This window comes from Streptomyces sp. NPDC048295, from assembly GCF_040652135.1.
Lineage (GTDB): Bacteria > Actinomycetota > Actinomycetes > Streptomycetales > Streptomycetaceae > Streptomyces.
The window spans coordinates 147313-165556 of the sequence record NZ_JBEZLL010000023.1; the positions used below are offsets into that span (position 1 = coordinate 147313).

The following is an 18244-nucleotide window of genomic DNA, read 5'->3' on the forward strand; positions in this document are numbered from 1 at the left end:
ATGCCTGTTTTTTTGTGCTCCCCGTGCCGCCGATGGGTCTTCCTCGAAGGCGGATTCATGGCACAACGTCCGAGCGTCAAAGGCGTCGCCGACGTCGTTGCGCTCATCGATGGGCTGGGAAAGATCACCGGCCGGGCGCAGGTCATCTGGTTTCTCGTGTTCGGCGGGCTGTTCCTCGACGCCTATTCGAACGCCGCGCTGAGCGCCGGTCTGGGGCCGATGACGACCCAGATGGAACTCACCAGCACCCAGGTCTCGATCCTCACGGCCACCGCTCCGGCCCTGGCGATCATCTTCAACCCGGTCGGCGGCTGGCTGGCCACCCGGATCGGCCGCGTGCCCCCGCTGCTCATCGCCAAGGTGTTCGCCATCGCGGGCGCTCTGCTGGCAGCGTTCGCCGGTGATTTCACCGTCGTCTGGCTGGGCCGGGTCCTGGTGGGTGTCGCGTACGGCATCGACTTCGCCGTGGCCATGGCGCTGCTCGCCGAGTACACCCCCGCGAAGCTGGGCGGCCGGCTGAACCTGTGGCAGGCCGTCTGGTACGTCGCCACCACCAGCAACCTCGTGCTCGCCCTGGTCTTCTTCAACCTGGACGTCGGCGCGGACATCTGGCGCTGGTCGGTCGGCTCGGCCGCGGTCGTCGCCGCCGCCCTGCTGCTGGGTCAGTGGCTGATGCTGCGGGAGAGCCCCACCTGGCTGGCGAGCAAGGGCCGGCTGGACGAGGCCGTCGTCAACCTGGAGAAGATCTACCGGATCGAGGCCGTCGCCGGGAAGCCCGACGAGGCGACCCGCGCCGCCGCCGAGGCGCCCGCCATCGGCTTCCGCCAGGCCGGGCTGCTCTTCAAGGGCGAGTACCTGCCGCGCACGGTCCTCTCCTCGGTCATCTCGCTCGGGCAGTCGATGCAGTACTTCGCGGTCGGCTGGTACCTCCCGCTGATCAGCCTGACGATCTTCGGAGAGAGCTTCGAGAAGGCGACGATCGGCTCGATGGTCTTCAACGCCTTCGGTATCGCGGGCGGGCTCCTCTCCGCCTACTTCGGCCGTCGGCTGGGACTGCGGCTCAGCTCCGCCGCCGGGTTCGCCGGTGTCTTCGTGGCACTGCTCGCGATGGGGCTGACCTTCGAGAAGGTGCCCACGGCCGTGGCGTTCCTGCTGCCGGTGCTGTTCATCCTCTGCCACTCCGCGGGCCCCGGCGCCAACGGCAAGTCCATCGCCGCGCTCTCGTACAGCAGCGACGTCCGGGCGCTCGGCACCGGTGTCACCGGGATGGTCGGCAGCTTCGGCAGTGTCGTCGGGCTGTACGTCTTCCCGCAGATCAAGGACTCGCTGGGGCTCGCCGACACCTTCCTGGTGCTCTCCGTCGTGCCGCTGCTCGGCCTGATCACCTGCCTGGCGATCAAGTGGGACCCGACGAAGGCCGCCTCCCCCGACGAGGCCGCCGGCCAGGACCGGACCGCCGTCGCGCAGACGGGTCCGTCGGAATCCGCGGAGTCCCTGACCGCGCGCTGACCGGCCGCCGGGCCTGTCGCACCACACGATGGTCCCCTCCCCTCTCCCCCTCCGTACAGCTCGCTCGCGATGCTCGCAATGAAAGGGCTGCAATGACGCAGACGCTCCCCGGCGCCGCCCCACGGCGCGGTGTGCTGTCCATCGACGAGGGCACCACCGGCACCCGGGCCGGAGTCGTCCTCGACTCCGGCGCCGCCCACGAGGTGTTCTACCGGTCGATCAAGGTCAGCCATCCGGACGACCTCTCGGTCGAGCAGGACCCGATGGAGATCTGGACCGCCACCGTCGAGGTGGCGCGCCGGGCCGTCGGCCGGGCCCGCGAGGAGGGCATCGCGATCACCGCGGTGGCGCTCTCCACCCAACGGGCGACCGCGATGCTGTGGGACCGGGTGACCGGGCGGCCGCTGCTGCCCGCGGTGGTGTGGCAGGACCGGCGGTACGCGGCCGAACTCACCGCGTACGAGACGGAGTGGGACGCCGCCCTGCTGGCCCGCCAGGGCCGGCCGGTCGGCGCCCGCGCACCGTTCCTCTGGGCCGCCCGGCAGATCGCCGCGCACCCGGAGGTGGCCGCCGCGCACCGCGAGGGCCGGCTGCTCTTCGGCACCGTCGACACCTGGCTGATCTGGCGGCTCACCGGCGGCGCCGTGCACGCCACGACGCCGACGAACGCCGCCTCCACCGGCGGCTACCTGCTGGAGCGGCATGCCTGGGACGAGGAGTGGATCGGCCACCTGGGCTTCCCGCTCGACCTGCTCCCGGAACTCCGCTCCGACGACGCCGGATTCGGTACGACCGACCCGGCCGCCCTCGGGATCGCCGTCCCGCTGGCCGCCTCCATGGGCGACCAGCACGCCGCGCTCGTCGCACTCGGCGGCCTCGCCGCCGGGCAGGGCATGTGCGTGTACGGGACCGGCGCCTTCGTCGACGCGGCGACCGGCACCACGCCCGCCCTGCCCCGGCCGGACATCTCCGGGGTGCTCGCCCAGCCCGGCCGGCGGCAGGGCGACATCAGCCACTACAGCCTGGAGGCGTACACCTCCACGGCGGGTTCGGCGCTGCGCTGGCTCTGCGACGACCTGGGCCTGTTCGCGTCGCCGAAGGAGCTCGGTGAGGAGGCGGGCCGGGTCCCCACCCGGCCGGGCCGCACCCCGCGTTTCGTCCCGGCGCTCGCCGGGGTCCGTACGCCGGTCTGGCACCCGGAGGCCACCGCCTCCCTCACCGGGCTCACCCTCGCCACCACCCGCGCCGATCTCGCCCGCGCCGTCCTCGACGGGATCGCGCACTCGGTGTGCGACCTGATCGACGGGGTCGCCGACACGATGGGCACGCCGTTCACCCGGCTCCGGGTCGGCGGCGGTGTTTCCGGCAGCGACCCGCTGATGCGGATCCAGGCCGACCTGACCGGTCTGCCGCTGGAGCGGGTCTCCGACTCCGCCACCGCCAGCCTGCGGGGCACCGCGTATCTCGCCGGTGTCGCCCAGGGCCTGTGGTCCTCGCTCGAAGAGGTCGTCGAGGCACAGCCGCTCGGCCGGATCTTCGAGCCCTCGATCACGGCGGCCGAGCGCACCGCGCAGCGGTCCGCCTGGCGCGACGTCCTCATCGCCCACCTGAACGACCCCGCCCTGCTCCCCCTGAAGGACCCCGAACCCCACACCCCCCACTGACGGCCCCCCGACCGTCACCCGGCGGCCGGTACCGACCACACGGCCGCCGCACCGAAACACCAGGAGTTGATGTTGTGATCACCATGCCCGCCCGGAAGCCGCGGCGCAGCGCCGCGGCGACCCGCCGAACGCCCCTGCTGCTCGACCGGGCAGCCCTCAAGCGCCGGCTGGCCGACGACACGTACGACGTGCTCGTCATAGGCGGCGGCATCACCGGGGCGTACGCCGTGCTCGACGCGGCCTCGCGCGGGCTGCGCGCAGCGCTGGTCGAGAAGGACGACTTCGCCTCCGGTACGTCGTCGAAGTCCTCGAAGATGGTGCACGGCGGCCTGCGCTACATCGAGCAGGGCAATGTCAACCTGGTCCGCCACTCGCTCCTGGAGCGGCACCGCTTCCGCAAGAACGCCCCGCACCTGGTGCACCGGCTGCCGTTCCTCTTCCCGATCCTGGAGAAGGAAGGCATCTTCGACGCCCGTCTCGCCAAGGGCTTCGAGGGTCTGCTGTGGACGTACGACCTGGTGGGCGGCTGGCGGATCGGCAAGCTGCACCAGCGGCTCACCGTCCCCGAGGTCCTCGCGCAGGCGCCGACGCTGCGCGCGGAGAACCTCAAGGGCGGGCTGATGTACTTCGACGCCCGCACCGACGACGCCCGCCTCGTGCTGACCATCGTGCGGACCGCGGCGGCGCTCGGTGCGACGATCCTCAACGGCGCCCGGGCCGAGGGTCTGCTGATGCAGACGGGCAAGGTCTCCGGCGCCCGGGTCTCGGCGGACGGCGACACCTTCGACATCCGGGCGCGGGCCGTCGTCAACGCCACCGGCGTATGGACCGACGAGCTCGACGCGAAGGCGGACGACGGCCACAAGCCGCAGGTCAGGCCCGCCAAGGGCGTCCACATCGTGGTGCCGTGGGACAAGGTGCGGATCAACTGCACGGTCACCGTGCCGATCCCCGGCCGGGCCCGCCGCGCGACCTGCACCCGCTGGGGCAACAGCGTCGTGCTCGGCACCACCGACGAGGATTACCAGGGCTCCCCCGACGATGTGCACTGCACCCGGGAGGAGATGGACTTCCTGCTGGAGGGCGCCAACACCGCCTTCGAGGGGAAGCTCACCCCGGACGACGTGGTCGGCTCCATCGGCGGTCTGCGCCCGCTGGTCGGCGGCAAGGAGGGCGCGACCCTCGACATGCGCCGCGACCACCACATCACCATCGGCCGCACCGGCATGGTGACGGTGACCGGCGGCAAGCTCACCACCAGCCGGCACATGGGCGAACTCGTCATCGACAAGGTGATGACCGTCCTCGGCCGCAAGGGGCGGAGCCGCACCAGCGACCTCCCGCTGCTCGGCGGTGCCGGTTACGACGCCGAGGCCGTCGCGGCCTCCGGGGGCATCGCCGCGCACCTCGGTGAGCGCTTCGGCACCGAGGCCCGGTTCGTCGGCGACCTGATCCAGGACGACCCGTCACTGGCCGAGCCGATCGTCGCGGGACTCCCGTACACCAAGGCGGAGGTCGTCTACGCGGCCCGCGCCGAACTGGCCCGCTCGGTCGACGACGTGCTCTCCCGCCGGATGCGCGCCCGGCTGTTCGCCCGGGACGCTTCCGCCGAAGCCGCCGGGGCCGTGGGCGCGATCCTCGGCCGGGAACTGAACCTCACTCAGGCCGAGGTGGAGCGTTCGGTCTCCGAGTACCTCGCGGCCGTCCGTCACGAAAAGTCCGTACTCCTCGAAGGGGCAGCAGCATGATCAGCCGTCAGACCATCACCCACCCGTTCAACCGGGGCAACTACACGATCGGCGCCCCCAGTTTCGCCAAGTGGGCGCAGAACACCCCGATCGGGGACGGCGAGGCCGCCCTCCAGGTGAACCCGGTCGAGGTGCCCGAGAGCGTGATCGAGGCGCTGCGCGAGGCCGCGCACGCGGTGCACACCGCCCGCGAGGAGGTCGTCACCCGGACCCGTGACTGGTGGGCCGGCTCGATGATCGGCGAGACCGAGGGCCGTCCCGCGACGCCGGACGCCGTGATCGTCGAGGCGGCCGACGCGGACCAGGTCGCGGCCGTGCTGCGGATCTGCCACGAGGCCGGCATCCCCGTCACGCCGTCCGCGGGCCGCTCCAATGTCACCGGTGCGGCGCTCCCTGTCTTCGGCGGCGTCGTCCTGGACGTCTGCGGGCTGAACCGGATCACCGGCTTCGACGCCGAGTCCAACATCGTGGACGTCCAGGCCGGCATGTTCGGCGACCTCTTCGAGAAGCAGCTCCAGGAGGAGTACGGCGTCACCACCGGCCACTGGCCGTCCGCGTTCGCCGTCTCGACGGTCGGCGGCTGGATCGCCTGCCGCGGCGCCGGTCAGCTCTCCACCCGCTACGGCAAGATCGAGGACATGGTCGTCGGCGTGGACGTGGTGCACGCCGACGGCACCCGGGCCACGTACGGCGACTACGCGCGCGCCGCGGTCGGCCCGGACCTGCGTCAGCTGTTCGTCGGCTCCGAGGGCACCCTCGGCGTCATCGTCTCGGCCCGGCTGCGGGTGCACCCGCTGCCGGAGTACGCCAACGCCGTGGCCTACGGCTTCAAGACCTTCGCCCAGGGCCTGGACGCCTGCCGGAAGATCATGCAGCGCGGTGCGACCCCGGCCGTCCTGCGGCTGTACGACACCCTGGAGTCGGGCACCCACTTCGGCCACCCGGACACCAACCTGCTGCTCGTCGCCGACGAGGGCGACCCGGCCATCGTCGACGCCTCGATCAAGGTGGCGGCCGAGGTCTGCGAGGAGTACGGCCCCGAGCTGGACAGCAAGGCGGTCTTCGAGCGCTGGCTGGACGAGCGGATGCTGGTCGGCAAGTCCGCCGACGGCTTCAAGCCCGGCCCCGGCTTCGTCGCCGACACCCTGGAGATGGCCGCGTCCTGGACCGATCTTCCGGTGATCTACGACGAGGTGGTCGCCGCGATCCAGTCGGTGCCCGGCACCCTGGCGGCCTCCGCCCACCAGTCCCACGCCTACACCGACGGCGCCTGCGTCTACTTCTCGCTGCGCGGCGATGTGGCTCCCGAGTCGCGCCGCGACTGGTACCGCTCGGTGTGGGACGCGGCCAACGCCGTACTGATCAAGCACGCGGCGGCGCTCAGCCACCACCACGGCTGCGGTCTGCTGCGCGGCCCCTACCTGGAGGAATCCCTCGGGGCGGGCTTCGCGACCTTCGTCGCGGTGAAGAAGGCCCTGGACCCGGCCGGCATTCTCAACCCTGGCAAACTGGGCCTTCCCAGCCGATTCGGTACGTCTCCGCTGAACTGACGCCAGGGTCTTTCGTTCGGATCAGGTCGGATCAGGAAGCGGGGTCCGGTGCGTGCGATCGCAAGGCGCAGGAGGGAGTCGGGGCGGAGCCCCGGCGACCGACGACAACGCGGCGAGCGTGCGTGCCGGACCCCGCGACCCCGGCCCGATCCGGACGAGAGGCCCCGGGCCGACAGCAGCCACGAACCCCTCCTTCCCCAGGCAGGCCCTTGCCATGACCCCTTCCCCCTCCCGGTCCGGTGCCCCGCTCGACCCCCGGCTCACCGCGGCGTTCGCCGAGGTGCCGGTCGTCGCGTCGGTCGTCGGGACCCAGCCGCTGCGGCAGTTCCTGACCGCACCGGCCAAGGTGTGCATCCTCGCCTCCTTCGCGGTGGGGCAGCTGCCCCAGGTCGTGCCGGCGCTGGGCCGGGCGGGGAAGACCGTGTTCGTGAACGTGGACAGCAGCCCCGGTCTGGCCCAGGACCGGGGCGCGCTGGAGTTCATCAAGAACATGGGCGCGCACGGCGTGGTCAGCACCCGGCTCTCCCTCATAGAGAAGGGCCGTCCGCTCGGCCTGCTGACGATGATGAAGGTGTTCGTCACCGACCGGTCCAATCTGCGCCGCTCCACGGACGCGATCTCGCGCGGGGCGCCGGACCTGGTCGAGATCATGCCCGCCCCGATCATCGGCCGGATGAGCGCGCAGGCACAGCGCGCGATGTCCCCGTCGGTGGCCGCGGGCTTCGTGGAGAGCCCCGCGGACGTCGCGCTGGCGCTGGCCCTCGGGTCGGCCGCCGCCGCCACGTCCGACCCCCGCCTCTGGACTCTGCGCCGGGACCAGCTGCCGCCGGTCCCGCCCACCGCCCTGAAGAGGCCCGCCCCACCCCAGGAGTAACCCCCATGACGTATGTGGTCGTAGCCCGCTACCGCACCAGGGCCGGTGAGGAGAACACCGTCCTGCCCCTGCTCGACACGATGGCCGCCGCCTCCCGCGAGGAGTCCGGCAACCTCGCCTACCGGGTCCACCAGGGCACCGAGGACCCCCGCGCGATCGTGCTCTACGAGGAGTACGCCTCCGAGGCCGACTTCACCGCGCACTGCGCCACCCCGCACTTCCAGGAGATCGTGCTCGGCAAGGTCGTGCCGCTGCTGGAGAGCCGGGACGTACTGCGCTGCGAGCCGCGTCCGGAGGTGGCGGCGTGAAGACCCGTGCGGCGGTGCTGCGCGGGATATCGACGGCCCGCCCCTACTCCGCGACCCGTCCGGTCGAGGTGGAGGAGCTGGAGCTGGGCGCCCCGCGCGAGGGCGAGGTGCTGGTCCGGATCGCGGCCGCCTCGCTCTGCCACTCGGACCTCTCGGTGGTCAACGGCGACCGGGTCCGCCCGCTGCCGATGGCCCTGGGCCACGAGGCGGTGGGCGTCGTCCAGGAGACCGGGCCGGGCGTCGGCCGGGTCTCCCCCGGCGACCATGTCGCACTGGTCTTCGTGCCGAGCTGCGGCTTCTGCGGCGACTGCGCGGCGGGCCGGCCGGCCCTGTGCGCGCAGGCCGCGGCGGCCAACGGCTCGGGGGCGCTGCTGCACGGCCCGTCGCTGCTCACCGACGCCGCCGGCAACCCGGTCCACCACCAGCTGGGCGTCTCCGCGTTCTCCGAACACGCGGTGCTGGCCCAGGAGTCGGTGGTGCCGATCCCCAAGGACGTTCCGTTCACCGTGGCGTCGATGTTCGGCTGCGCGGTGCTGACGGGCGCGGGCGCGGTGATCAACACGGCGGCCCTGCGTCCGGGGCAGTCGACGGTGGTCTACGGGCTGGGCGGGGTGGGCCTCGCCGCGGTGCTGGGCGCCCGCGCCGCGGGGGCGTGTCCGATCATCGCGGTCGACCCGGTCCAGGAGAAGCGCGAGCTGGCTCTCCGACTGGGTGCGACACACGCCTGCGCCCCCGACGACGCGCTGCGACAGATCCGTGAAATCACCGGTGGTGGAGCGGAGTTGGCGGTGGAGGCGGTGGGCAGCCCGAAGGTGATGGCGCAGTGCCTGGCGGCCGTGGCACGGGGCGGCAAGGTCGTCTCGGTGGGCCTGCCCGCACCGGACCGGGTGCTGGAGGTACCGGCCCTGGCGTTCGCGGGCGAGGGCAAGTCGCTGCTGGGCTCGTACATGGGTGACGCGGTGCCGCGCCGCGACATCCCGAGGTTCCTGGACCTGTGGCGGGCCGGCCTGATGCCGGTGGAGCAGATGCACACGGGCACGCTGCCGCTGAGCGACATCAACGCGGCGATGGAGGAGCTGGCTTCGGGCCGGGCGATCCGTCAGGTCATCGACACCTCGGGAATGCTGGACGGCTGACGCCCGGGCCGCGGCCCGGCCGGCGGCGCCCCCGGATGTCCGAGGGGCGCCGCCGGCCGCCGGCCGTCAGCTGTCGGCCTCCTCGGTCTCCGGCGCGGCCGCGGGCGTGAAGTGCAGGGTGATCCTGCGCCGGCTGATGCGCCATCCCCGCTCGCCGCGCACGATCACGTCCTCGTAGGTCACGCTTCCGCACTGACCGTCCGCGCCGGCACCGATCCCCTTGGACCGCGCGTGGACCCGGCCGTCCCCGGTCTCGGTGAGGACGATGTTGGTGACATGGTGGCCGACGGGTGCGCCCGGCTTGCCCGCCCGCTCCCGCGCCATGTCCCGGAAGGCGGCCAGCCCGCGCAGCTCCCCGTGCCCGAGGTTCGAGGTTTCGTAGACGATGTCGTCGGTGAACAGCTCGTCCAGCCGGTCCAGTTCGTCGTTGTCGACCAAGTGCCCGTGCAGGGCGAGCAATTCGGAGATGTCCAGGCGGTCCTCGACACTGAGCGTCATCGCCGGTCCTTTCGTGAGAGCTCTCGCGACGGTGCGGCAGTTATACGGGGAGGGCTCCCCGTACGACCCGGCACAGCACCGGTCGCACACCGTCGTGGCCCGGGGAGTTCATTCCGCTGGAGCAACCGCGCGGCGTTCGTAACGGAGCAGCACGACCCCGTTGCCGAATTCCCTGGTTCCGGCCGGACGGAGGCCGGTCCGCACCGCCGAGTCCGGAAACAGGGGTTTGCCCCGGCCGATGAGGACCGGATGGACGTAGACGCGGTACTCGTCGACCAGGTCGAGCCGCATGAAGGTCGCGGCGAGATCGGCGCCCCCGAGACACAGGTCCCCGCCGGGCTGCGCCTTCAGTGCCCTGATCTCCTCCGCGTCGACCTCCCGTTTGATCGTGGTGTTCCGGCCGGCCCGTTCCAGGGTCCGGGAGAACACGGTCTTGGGCATGTCCCGCCAGATGCCGGCGAACTCCGCCACGGGTTCGGTGGCGGAGGGATCGGAGTCGGCGGTCGGCCAGAAGTCCGCCATGAGCTGATGGGTCACCCGTCCTTCCAGGAAGCCGCCCATGGTCCTGAGCTGCTCGTTGAAGTGACGGTGCAGTTCGTCGTCGACCAGGTGCCAGTCGATCTCACGGTCCGGCCCCTCGATGAAGCCGTCGAGGGACACCTGGGCCATCAGGACGATCTTCCTCATCGCAATCCTCTCCGCCGGAGGCGTCGCGCCACACGGTCGCCCGGCGCCAGAACAGTTGACGCCCCGGCCGCGCACCCGGCAACGAATGACACGCCTCGCGGGCGCTCCACGGCACAGTTCCCCGCGGCACGGCACGGCGGGACCGGCCTACGGTGATGGCGCCGGAGCGGCGTCGCTCCGGCCGCTGCGTCGTCGCGGCCCGGAAAGAGGTTCGGTATGAGAGTCGGTACGGCCCGATCGGCCGCGGTCCAGTGGATCACCGAGCACGCCCGGCCCGATCCCGGTTTCCGCGGCGCCTATTTCAGCGGTTCCACGGTGGGCCTGCCGGACGACGCCGAACTGTCCCCGTTCTCGGACGTGGACGTGGTGGTCGTCACCGACGCGCCGGACCTGCCGGCCGGGCCCGGCAAGTTCCGCTTCCGGGGTGCGCTGCTGGAGGTCAGCCATCTGCCGCGGGAGGAGCTCGCCTCGGCGGACGGGGTGCTCTCCTCGTACCACCTGGCGGGGAGCTTCCGCCGCGACACCGTCATCGAGGACCCGACGGGGCGGCTGCGCGAGCTGCGGGTCGACGTGTCCCGCCGGTTCGCCGAGCGGGACTGGGTGCGCCGCAGATGCCTGGACGCCGAGCGCCGGATCGAGACCCGCCTCGCGGCCTTCGACGCCTCGGCCCCGTTCCACGGACAGGTGACGTCCTGGCTGTTCCCGACCGGGGTGACCACGCATGTCCTGTTGGTCGCCGCCCTGCGCAACCCCACGGTCCGGCTGCGGTATCCGGCGGTCCGTGAGGTCCTCGACGCGTACGGGCAGTCGCAGCTGTACCCGGAGCTGCTGGAACTGCTCGGGTGCGCACGGCTGTCCGCGCCCAGGACGGGGCACCACCTGGACGAGCTGGCCCGCACCTTCGACGCCACCGCGGAGGTCGCCCGTACGCCGTTCTTCTTCAGCGGCGACATCACCGCCGGGGCGCGGCCGGTCGCCATCGACGGCAGCAGGCACCTCATCGAGCGGGGCGACCACCGCGAAGCGGTGTTCTGGATCATCGCGACCTTCGCGCGCTGTCACAGCGTACTGGCCGTGGACGCACCCGAACTGCACCGCGCACGGCTCCCGGCCTTCCGGGAGGCCGTCGCCGACCTCGGCATCACGTCCACCGACGACCTTCTCCGTCGGGGCGAGGAGGTCATCGCCTTCCTCCCCGGACTCCGGCGGGCCGCCGGACGGATCATGGCGGCCAATGCGGACATCACCGGCACCACCGGATGACGCGGGCGGCGGACACCGTGCGGCAGGACGGACCTCAGTAGTGACCCGTCCTGCCGTCCAGGATCTCCCTGATGGCGTCCAGGTGGCCCGCGTGCCGGGCGGTCTCCTCGATCATGTGGAGCATGATCCAGCGCAGGCTCGCGGCCGAGACCTCGAAGTCCGGGTGCCGGCCCACGTCGTCGAGCGAGCCCGCCGCGATGATCTCGTTCGACGCCGCGACCTGCCGGTCGTAGTCGTCCAGCAGCTTCCCGAGCGGAACGCCCTCGACCATCATGCTGGCGTCCTTCGGCCCGTCGAAGATGGGCCCCACCGCCGGGCGGCCCAGCAGGACGACCTCGAACCAGAGGTGCTCGGCCCAGCGGAGGTGCGACATGACACCCGCCATCGTCATGAGCGGCGAGGACGGCAGGACGGGGCGGTGCGCGTCCGCCTCCGAGAGTCCTTCGCACTTCCAGCGGGCGGTCGCGCGTTGTGTGTCGAGCCAGCCGACGAGCTGGGTCCGCTCGTCTGCGTCATAGGCGGGGCGCTCACGGGAGGGGTACAGGGAGGACGACATGGACATCGAACCTACCCGAGGCGAGATCACGGCTCGCAACGCTTTTCGGCCGATGCGGTGCCGAACTCCCCCTCCACCCGCGCCGGTCGCCCTGATAGCTTGGCCGGCATGTTCCTCTTCCGTGCGTAGGACCCCGCACTGACCGCACCCCGCTTCCGGGTGCGGCACTCCGGTGTCCCCGCATGCCCGCAGCGCCCTGCACCGCGCTGCCCTCACGAGGAACGCATCCATGCCGTCGCCGTCACCCGTGCCTTCACGCACGCCTTCGTACGCCACCGTCCTGCGTACGCCTCACGCCGCCCGTACCTTCGGTGCCGCCCTGCTGGGCCGGCTCTCGTACGGGATGATCTCCCTCTCCCTGATGCTGGCGGTGAACTCCTCCACCGGCTCGTACTCCGTCGCCGGTGCCGTCATGGCCCTGTTCGGGGCGACCAGCGTCTTCCTCTCCCCCGCCCGTGCCGCGCTGATCGACCGGTACGGGCCGCGCCGGGTCCTGCCGCCGATGGCCGGCCTCTACGCGCTGCTGCTCGCCGCGCTGGCGTACGCCACCTGGCGGCCGGGGACCTCGGCGTTCCTGCTGGGGGCGCTGACCGCTGCGGCGGGAGCCTCCACTCCACCGCTGGGGCCGGTGATGCGGACCCTGTGGAGCGACCTCGTCACCGACCGGGAACTGTTGCGACGCGCCTACAGCCTGGACGGCGTCGCCGAGGAACTCCTCTTCGTCAGCGGTCCGTTGCTGGTGGGGGTGGTCGTGAAGTCCGCCCCGCCCGCAGCCGGTGTCGCGATCAGCGCCGCGCTGGTGCTCGTGGGCACAGCGGCGCTGCTCTCCTCACCGGTCGTGCGGGGTCGGGGCGCGGCACCGTCCGACGGCCCGGCAGCCGGCCCGGACGTCCCGCCCGCCGGACGGCGGCTGCTCGGCATCGCCGGGCTGCGGCACGCCGTGCTGGTGACGGCGGCCGTGGGGCTGTGCCTGGGGGGCCTGGATCTGCTGGTGGTGGCGTTCACCGAGCAGCGTCACCAGGGCGCGGCGGTGTCGTGGGTGCTCGCCGCGCTCTCGGCCGGAAGCGCGGTCGGGGGGCTGGCCTACGGCGCCGTCTCCTGGCGGGCGTCGAACCGGGTGCGGCTGCCGCTGCTGGCGGTCGGCCTGGGCGCCGCCATGGCCGGGGCGGGGCTGTCGCCGAATGTGTACGTCCTGGCCGTCGTCGCCGCGGTGGCCGGGCTGTTCGTCGCGCCCGCCCTGACCACCGCGTACCTCATCGCGGACGAGTCCGTGGGCGCGGGCAGCCGTACGCAGGCGGGTGCCTGGGTGAACACCGCGGTCAACGCGGGGTCGTCGGTGGGGGTCGCGGTGGTGGGTCTGCTGGTGGACCGCATGTCCCCGGCCGTCTGCTTCGCGGTCGCGGCGGTCCCCGCGCTGTTGTGTGCGACCGCGGTGGCTCGCGCCGGGGTGGCGCCAGGTCCGATGGGCAGCGATTCGGCGGACAGTGGCGCGGTGGACAGCGGTCCGGCGGACAACGGCGGGACGGCTCGCGGCGCGGTGGACAGCGGTCCGGTGAACAGCGCTTCGGTGAACAGCGGTTCGGCGGACAGCGGCGGGACGGCTCGCGGCGCGGTCAGCCGTTCCTGACCGGGGGGTCCGGCGTTCCGGTGCCGCCCGGTGCGCGCCAGTCCTCCCAGACCTCGGCCAGGTCCGCCTCGATCGCCGGCGCCACCGTGTCCAGCAGCCGTATCTGCGCCCCCGGCCCCGCCAGTGCCGTCCGGTACGGGTGGGGCCGGCCGCCCGGATCGGCGCCGAGGGCCGTGACCGAGCCGATGACACGGTTGGGGCCCAGGATTCCGGGGAGCTCACGCAGGTCCGGGTCCATGAGGTCCAGGTCCTCGACCAGCAGCTCGCAGCCGTCGTACGAGGCCCGCGTCATCGCCCTGACCCCGCCGCCCCGCTCCCCGGACCGCCCCAGGACCAGGGTGTCGCGCCACAGCATCCGCGCCCCGGCCGCCAGCGAGACCTCCATGGAGCGCTCGACCCGGGCCCCCGAGGAGATCACGAACGGCCGGGCGTCCCAGTGCAGTTCGCCGCCCTCCGCCACATCGACGCGGGCCCGCCACCGCGACGTGCCGCCCCGGTGGTCGTACGCCACCAGGCCGGACGGCTCGACCAGCTCCAGCCGGGCGCCGGGTCCGACCGAGATGTCCAGCAGCAGATCGTCGCCCGCGAGCAGGCCCGCCCGGGTGCCGACCAGAGCGATCCGCAGACGGTCGGCGGACGGCAGCAGGGGCCGGGGCGCGAGGAAGGAGCCCGGGCGCAGTTCGCGGGCGAGGTGGCGGCCCGGACCGTCGCGCTCCACGGCGACGACGGTGGGCTCGGCGGATTCCCCGGTCACGCGTCGTCGTGGCTGTGGCTGTGGCTGTGGCTGTGGCTGTGGCTGTGGCTGTGGGGTGCCATCGGTCCCGGGTCGGTGGGGACATGGGTGCCGGAGCGGTGGCGTTCGAGCATCTCCCGCACCCAGTCGGCCAGTCGGGCGACCGAGACCGGGTCGTTCTTGGAGAGCGCGAGGACCGGCAGACCGTCACGCGCACCCGACGCGTCGGCGACCATCGCGTCCACGTCGACCTCCACGTAGGGCGCGAGGTCGGTCTTGTTGATGATCAGGAGGTCGGCACCGGTGATGCCGGGGCCGCCCTTGCGGGCGACGTCGCCGCCGCCCGCGACGTCGATGCAGAACAGCTGGGCATCGACGAGGGCCGGGCTGAAGGTGGCGGTGAGGTTGTCACCGCCGCTCTCGACGAGCACCAGGTCGAGCGGACCGTACGCCTCCTCCAGATCCTCCACGGCATCGAGGTTGGCGCTGATGTCGTCCCGGATCGCGGTGTGCGGGCAGGCGCCGGTCTCGACGGCCCGGATGCGCTCGGTGGGGAGCACACCGGCCGAGCGGAGGAAGCGGGCGTCCTCGTCGGTGTAGATGTCGTTGGTGACGACACCCATGGCGAGTTCGCCGGCCAGCTCGCGGCACAGGGTGGCGAGGATCGAGCTCTTGCCGGTGCCGACCGGGCCGGCGACGCCGAGGCGCAGAGCGCGCGGCTGGTGGGGGTGCCGGTCGGGCGTGGGGGCGAGGCGCTGGTCAGGCAAGGAAGAGTCTCCGTTCTCGTTGTGCGTGTTCGAGCGCCCACTGTTCGGTGAGCGGGGGTGTACGGGCGGGCAGTTCGGCCGGGGTGCGTACCGCGAGGGCCTCGGCCACCGCGGCCGCCGCGTGCGGCTCGGCGTCGAGGATCCAGGCGACCGAGTCCAGCGGGTCGCCGGGCAGCAGTTTGAGCGCCGCCGAGGTGATGGTCTGGAGTTCGTCGTAGACGACGCCCCGCGCCAGCTCCTCCTCCGACACCTTCATGACGGCCCCGAGCGCACCGAGTGCCACCGGCCGCAGCGGACGGGGGCGAAGCCCGGTCAGTGCGGTGACCGCCGGATGGCCGGGGGCCAGCCGGCGCGCCAAGCGCTGTACACCGCGGCCGAGCGTCGCCGATGCCTCGCGCAGGGGTGCGGCCGGGGTCCGGGCGGCGAGCGCCTGTTGTACGGGGCCGTACTCCACCGGGTCCCGGCCGGCGGCCCGCAGGGCGAGTACCGCGGCGGCGGCCTCGGTGACGGCCGCGGTGTGCAGCCGGGCCCTCAGCAGCGCGGGGATCCGGTCGCGGGTGAGGCCCGCCGCGACGGCCGGTTCGAGTCCCGCGCTGTAGGTGTACGCGCCGACCGGGAGCCGTCCGTCGCCGAGCAGCAGGGGTGCCAGGCCGGCCATCAGAACATGGAGTACCGCTGGGCCAGCGGCAGTTCGGTGGCGGGGGCGGGCTCCACGAGCTCTCCGTCGATCCGGATGGCGAAGGTCTCCGGATCGACCTCGATGTCCGGGAGCGCCGTGTTGTTCGGCAGGTCCGCCTTGGTGAGGTGACGGGTGGGCCGCACGGCGACCAACTCCCGTACCAGACCGAGGCGTTCGGCGAGTCCGTCGGCCAGGGCCGACGGGGCCACGAAGCTGACCGAGAGGTGCGGGGCGGCCCCGGCGGCGGCGGTGGGGCGCAGGAGGACGGGCTGGGTGGTGGGGATCGCGGCGTTGGCGTCGCCGAGCGGCGCGTACACCACCATGCCGCCCTTGATCACGGCGGCGGGCCGGATGCCGAAGAAGGCGGGGTCCCACAGCACCAGGTCGGCGAGCTTGCCCGGTTCGACGGAACCGACGACATGGTCGATGCCGTGGGCGACCGCCGGGCAGATCGTGTACTTGGCGATGTAGCGGCGGGCGCGTTCGTTGTCGGCGGGCAGTGCGCTGCCCCGGTCCCCGAAGCGCTGCTTCATCGTGTGCGCGACCTGCCAGGTGCGGCAGATGACCTCGCCGATGCGCCCCATGGCCTGGGCGTCCGAGGAGGTGATGGAGAGCGCGCCGATGTCGTGCAGGACGTCCTCTGCGGCGATCGTGGTGGCGCGGATGCGGGACTCGGCGAAGGCGAGGTCCTCGGGGACGCGCGGGTTGAGGTGGTGGCAGACCATCAGCATGTCGAGGTGTTCGGCGACGGTGTTGACGGTGTGCGGGAGCGTGGGGTTGGTGGACGCCGGGAGGATGTTGGGGTGGGAGGCGACGGTGATGATGTCGGGTGCGTGGCCGCCGCCCGCGCCTTCGGCGTGGAAGACATGGATGCCGCGTCCGCCGATGGCGTCCAGGGTTCCTTCGACGTAGCCGGCCTCGTTGAGGCTGTCGGCGTGCAGGGCGACCTGGAGGCCGTGTTCGTCGGCGGCCTTCAGTGCCGCGTCGATGGCGGCGGGGGTGGCGCCCCAGTCCTCGTGGACCTTGTAGCCGCCCGCTCCGCCGAGTGCCGCCTCGCGCAGGGCCTCCTCGCCGACGGTGGAGCCCTTGGCGAACAGCATGACGTTGAGCGGGACCCGGTCCAGGGACCGGTGCATCATCGCGAGGTTCCAGGCACCCGGGGTGACCGTGGTGGCCTTGGATCCCTCGGTGGCGCCGGTGCCGCCGCCGATGACGGTGGTGGTGCCGGTGGCGAGCGCCTCGTGGAGGGTCTCCGGCATGAGGAAGTGGACGTGGGTGTCGATGGCTCCGGCGGTGAGGATGCGGCCCTCGCCGGAGACCACGTCGGTGCCGGGTCCGATCACCAGGCCGGGGTGGACGCCGTCGCTGATGTCGGGGTTGCCGGAGCGGCCGAGGGCGACGATCCTTCCGGACCGTACGCCGACGTCGGTCTTGACGATGCCCCAGTGGTCGAGGACGACGACATTGGTGATGACGAGGTCGAGGGCGCCGTCGGCGCGTGCGGCGGTGGACTGGGCCATGGATTCGCGGATGGACTTGCCGCCGCCGAAGACGGCCTCGTCGCCGCCGAAGCAGCGGTCCTCCTCGACCTCGATCCAGAGGTCGGTGTCGGCGAGGCGGACGCGGTCGCCGGTGGTGGGGCCGTACAGCGACGCGTAGGCGTCACGGGTCATTCGTGCCATGTCACACGCCATCCGTTCCTGCGGCCCGGGAGCCGTCCGTTCGCGCCGCCTCCGGTCCGTCCGTCCGCGCGGCCCGGCTGCCCGGGACGACGATGCCGGGCACCTTTCGACGGCCTCCCAGTTCGACGAGGGTGACCTCGGCGCCGACTCCGGGTTCGAAGCGCAGCGAAGTACCGGAAGGAATGTCGAGCCGGAATCCCACGGTCGGGGCGCGGTCGAAAGAAAGCGCGGGATTCGCGTCGGGGAAATGCAGATGCGAGCCTATTTGAATGGGGCGGTCACCGTCGTTCACCACGGTCACACGCAATTGTGTACGGGTGTCATTGATTTTCAGTTCGCCGGCCCCGGTCCGGATCTCGCCGGGGATCACGGGATCGGCGAGGTGATCGTGACGAGCTTGCGCCCGTCCGGGAAGGTTGCCTCGACCTGGACGTCATGCAGCATCTCGGGCACACCTTCCAGCACGTCAGCACGGGTGAGGACATTCCTCCCCGCGGTCATCAGGTCGGTGACGCGGGCGCCCTCGCGGGCGCGTTCCATGGCCCAGCAGGAGAGCAGTGCGACCGCCTCGGGGTAGTTGAGCCGTACGCCCCGCTCCCGCCTGTCGCGAGCGACCATTCCGGCGACGCTCAGCAGCAATTTCTCCGTGTCGGACGGAGTGAGAAACATTGGGAAACCTCCATGGCGGCATTCCCCGGAATTCCCGGAATCGCCTCGGCCACGCTCCTCTTATAAGCCTCCCGGCCTCACCGTGGCAACTTGCACCGTGCCGCGATAAGTCCCTTTCTGGCCTTATCGACCACCATATACGGGCAAAGTAGACAAATTTTATCCATCAAGAAACAGTAAAGAGAGGCGGTCGCGCACCCCCGTCGGGGAGTCCAGCAGTGCCTTGAGGGCCGCGCCCGCCTTCCGCTTGGAGCGGGCCTCGAAGTAGCGTCCGGCCAGGATGAAGGCGGTGAC

General features: G+C 72.1%; 18 protein-coding genes. 9 read left to right on the top strand and 9 right to left on the bottom strand.

What is annotated here, in order from left to right; translation table 11 throughout:
- Positions 1-57 precede the first annotated feature (57 nt).
- The 7 genes from AB0D53_RS29590 to AB0D53_RS29620 all read left to right on the top strand — a co-directional run bounded on the left by AB0D53_RS29590 (position 58) and on the right by AB0D53_RS29620 (position 8789).
- Positions 58-1509 carry an MFS transporter gene (locus tag AB0D53_RS29590; protein ID WP_362452072.1) on the top strand — a complete coding sequence of 484 codons (1452 nt, stop codon included), beginning with the start codon at positions 58-60 and terminating at the stop codon, positions 1507-1509.
- Positions 1510-1601: 92 nt separating this feature from the next.
- Positions 1602-3173 carry an FGGY family carbohydrate kinase gene (locus AB0D53_RS29595; protein ID WP_362452073.1) on the top strand — a complete coding sequence of 524 codons (1572 nt, stop codon included), beginning with the start codon at positions 1602-1604 and terminating at the stop codon, positions 3171-3173.
- A 74-nt stretch (positions 3174-3247) separates the two neighbouring features.
- On the top strand, positions 3248-4921 hold the full coding sequence (locus AB0D53_RS29600) for a glycerol-3-phosphate dehydrogenase/oxidase (RefSeq protein ID WP_362452074.1): 1674 nt from the start codon (positions 3248-3250) through the stop codon (positions 4919-4921).
- A complete protein-coding gene (locus AB0D53_RS29605; protein ID WP_362452076.1) occupies positions 4918-6471 on the top strand; it encodes an FAD-binding oxidoreductase in 1554 nt (517 codons plus the stop codon). Before AB0D53_RS29600 ends, AB0D53_RS29605 begins: the two co-directional genes overlap by 4 nt.
- 214 nt (positions 6472-6685) lie before the next feature.
- A complete protein-coding gene (locus tag AB0D53_RS29610; protein ID WP_329819777.1) occupies positions 6686-7345 on the top strand; it encodes a glycerol-3-phosphate responsive antiterminator in 660 nt (219 codons plus the stop codon).
- 5 nt (positions 7346-7350) lie between these two features.
- Positions 7351-7653, top strand: a complete 303-nt coding sequence (locus AB0D53_RS29615) for a putative quinol monooxygenase (protein ID WP_362452077.1) — start codon at positions 7351-7353, stop codon at positions 7651-7653.
- Positions 7650-8789, top strand: a complete 1140-nt coding sequence (locus tag AB0D53_RS29620; RefSeq protein ID WP_362452078.1) for a zinc-binding dehydrogenase — start codon at positions 7650-7652, stop codon at positions 8787-8789. The genes AB0D53_RS29615 and AB0D53_RS29620 overlap by 4 nt, the downstream gene beginning before the upstream one ends.
- A gap of 66 nt (positions 8790-8855) precedes the next feature.
- On the opposite strand, the gene AB0D53_RS29625 is transcribed toward AB0D53_RS29620, so the two are convergent.
- Both AB0D53_RS29625 and AB0D53_RS29630 read right to left on the bottom strand, forming a co-directional pair.
- Positions 8856-9287 (bottom strand): nuclear transport factor 2 family protein, encoded by a 432-nt coding sequence (locus tag AB0D53_RS29625; protein ID WP_362452080.1) that lies wholly within the window; start codon positions 9285-9287, stop codon positions 8856-8858.
- A 108-nt stretch (positions 9288-9395) separates the two neighbouring features.
- The gene (locus AB0D53_RS29630) at positions 9396-9974 is read right to left on the bottom strand and encodes a dihydrofolate reductase family protein (RefSeq protein ID WP_362452081.1); all 579 of its coding nucleotides are present in this window, start codon (positions 9972-9974) and stop codon (positions 9396-9398) included.
- A gap of 216 nt (positions 9975-10190) precedes the next feature.
- Between AB0D53_RS29630 and AB0D53_RS29635 the strand changes: the two genes are divergently transcribed.
- Complete coding sequence (locus AB0D53_RS29635) at positions 10191-11237, top strand: hypothetical protein (protein ID WP_362452082.1); 1047 nt, start codon at positions 10191-10193, stop codon at positions 11235-11237.
- A 34-nt stretch (positions 11238-11271) separates the two neighbouring features.
- Here AB0D53_RS29635 and AB0D53_RS29640 read toward each other — a convergent pair whose 3' ends face one another.
- Positions 11272-11793, bottom strand: a complete 522-nt coding sequence (locus tag AB0D53_RS29640) for a DinB family protein (protein WP_362452083.1) — start codon at positions 11791-11793, stop codon at positions 11272-11274.
- 229 nt (positions 11794-12022) lie between these two features.
- Here AB0D53_RS29640 and AB0D53_RS29645 point away from each other — a divergent pair, with 229 nt between their 5' ends.
- On the top strand, positions 12023-13420 hold the full coding sequence (locus tag AB0D53_RS29645; RefSeq protein WP_362452084.1) for an MFS transporter: 1398 nt from the start codon (positions 12023-12025) through the stop codon (positions 13418-13420).
- On the opposite strand, the gene AB0D53_RS29650 is transcribed toward AB0D53_RS29645, so the two are convergent.
- Genes AB0D53_RS29650 through AB0D53_RS29675 form a run of 6 tightly spaced genes read right to left on the bottom strand, consistent with a single transcriptional unit; the run spans position 13407 to position 17950 of the window.
- Positions 13407-14174 (bottom strand): urease accessory protein UreD, encoded by a 768-nt coding sequence (locus AB0D53_RS29650; RefSeq protein ID WP_362452086.1) that lies wholly within the window; start codon positions 14172-14174, stop codon positions 13407-13409. The genes AB0D53_RS29645 and AB0D53_RS29650 overlap by 14 nt on opposite strands.
- On the bottom strand, positions 14171-14920 hold the full coding sequence (gene ureG, locus AB0D53_RS29655) for an urease accessory protein UreG (RefSeq protein ID WP_362452088.1): 750 nt from the start codon (positions 14918-14920) through the stop codon (positions 14171-14173). The genes AB0D53_RS29650 and ureG overlap by 4 nt, the downstream gene beginning before the upstream one ends.
- Positions 14913-15578 (bottom strand): urease accessory UreF family protein, encoded by a 666-nt coding sequence (locus AB0D53_RS29660; protein WP_362452089.1) that lies wholly within the window; start codon positions 15576-15578, stop codon positions 14913-14915. Before AB0D53_RS29660 ends, ureG begins: the two co-directional genes overlap by 8 nt.
- On the bottom strand, positions 15578-17281 hold the full coding sequence (locus AB0D53_RS29665) for an urease subunit alpha (RefSeq protein ID WP_362452090.1): 1704 nt from the start codon (positions 17279-17281) through the stop codon (positions 15578-15580). Before AB0D53_RS29665 ends, AB0D53_RS29660 begins: the two co-directional genes overlap by 1 nt.
- A 1-nt stretch (position 17282) precedes the next feature.
- Positions 17283-17651 carry an urease subunit beta gene (gene ureB, locus AB0D53_RS29670; protein ID WP_362452091.1) on the bottom strand — a complete coding sequence of 123 codons (369 nt, stop codon included), beginning with the start codon at positions 17649-17651 and terminating at the stop codon, positions 17283-17285.
- Positions 17648-17950 (bottom strand): urease subunit gamma, encoded by a 303-nt coding sequence (locus tag AB0D53_RS29675; protein WP_362452092.1) that lies wholly within the window; start codon positions 17948-17950, stop codon positions 17648-17650. Before AB0D53_RS29675 ends, ureB begins: the two co-directional genes overlap by 4 nt.
- Positions 17951-18244: the final 294 nt, after the last annotated feature.

Excerpts from the sequence above, each read along its gene's own strand:
- AB0D53_RS29590 (WP_362452072.1), top strand. The coding sequence starts at position 58 with ATGGCACAACGTCCGAGCGTCAAAGGCGTCGCCGACGTCGTTGCGCTC.
- AB0D53_RS29595 (WP_362452073.1), top strand. The coding sequence starts at position 1,602 with ATGACGCAGACGCTCCCCGGCGCCGCCCCACGGCGCGGTGTGCTGTCC.
- AB0D53_RS29605 (WP_362452076.1), top strand. The coding sequence starts at position 4,918 with ATGATCAGCCGTCAGACCATCACCCACCCGTTCAACCGGGGCAACTAC.
- AB0D53_RS29610 (WP_329819777.1), top strand. The coding sequence starts at position 6,686 with ATGACCCCTTCCCCCTCCCGGTCCGGTGCCCCGCTCGACCCCCGGCTC.
- AB0D53_RS29615 (WP_362452077.1), top strand. The coding sequence starts at position 7,351 with ATGACGTATGTGGTCGTAGCCCGCTACCGCACCAGGGCCGGTGAGGAG.
- AB0D53_RS29625 (WP_362452080.1), bottom strand. The coding sequence starts at position 9,287 with ATGACGCTCAGTGTCGAGGACCGCCTGGACATCTCCGAATTGCTCGCC.
- AB0D53_RS29630 (WP_362452081.1), bottom strand. The coding sequence starts at position 9,974 with ATGAGGAAGATCGTCCTGATGGCCCAGGTGTCCCTCGACGGCTTCATC.
- AB0D53_RS29635 (WP_362452082.1), top strand. The coding sequence starts at position 10,191 with ATGAGAGTCGGTACGGCCCGATCGGCCGCGGTCCAGTGGATCACCGAG.
- AB0D53_RS29640 (WP_362452083.1), bottom strand. The coding sequence starts at position 11,793 with ATGTCGTCCTCCCTGTACCCCTCCCGTGAGCGCCCCGCCTATGACGCA.
- AB0D53_RS29645 (WP_362452084.1), top strand. The coding sequence starts at position 12,023 with ATGCCGTCGCCGTCACCCGTGCCTTCACGCACGCCTTCGTACGCCACC.
- AB0D53_RS29660 (WP_362452089.1), bottom strand. The coding sequence starts at position 15,578 with ATGGCCGGCCTGGCACCCCTGCTGCTCGGCGACGGACGGCTCCCGGTC.
- AB0D53_RS29665 (WP_362452090.1), bottom strand. The coding sequence starts at position 17,281 with ATGGCACGAATGACCCGTGACGCCTACGCGTCGCTGTACGGCCCCACC.
- AB0D53_RS29675 (WP_362452092.1), bottom strand. The coding sequence starts at position 17,950 with ATGTTTCTCACTCCGTCCGACACGGAGAAATTGCTGCTGAGCGTCGCC.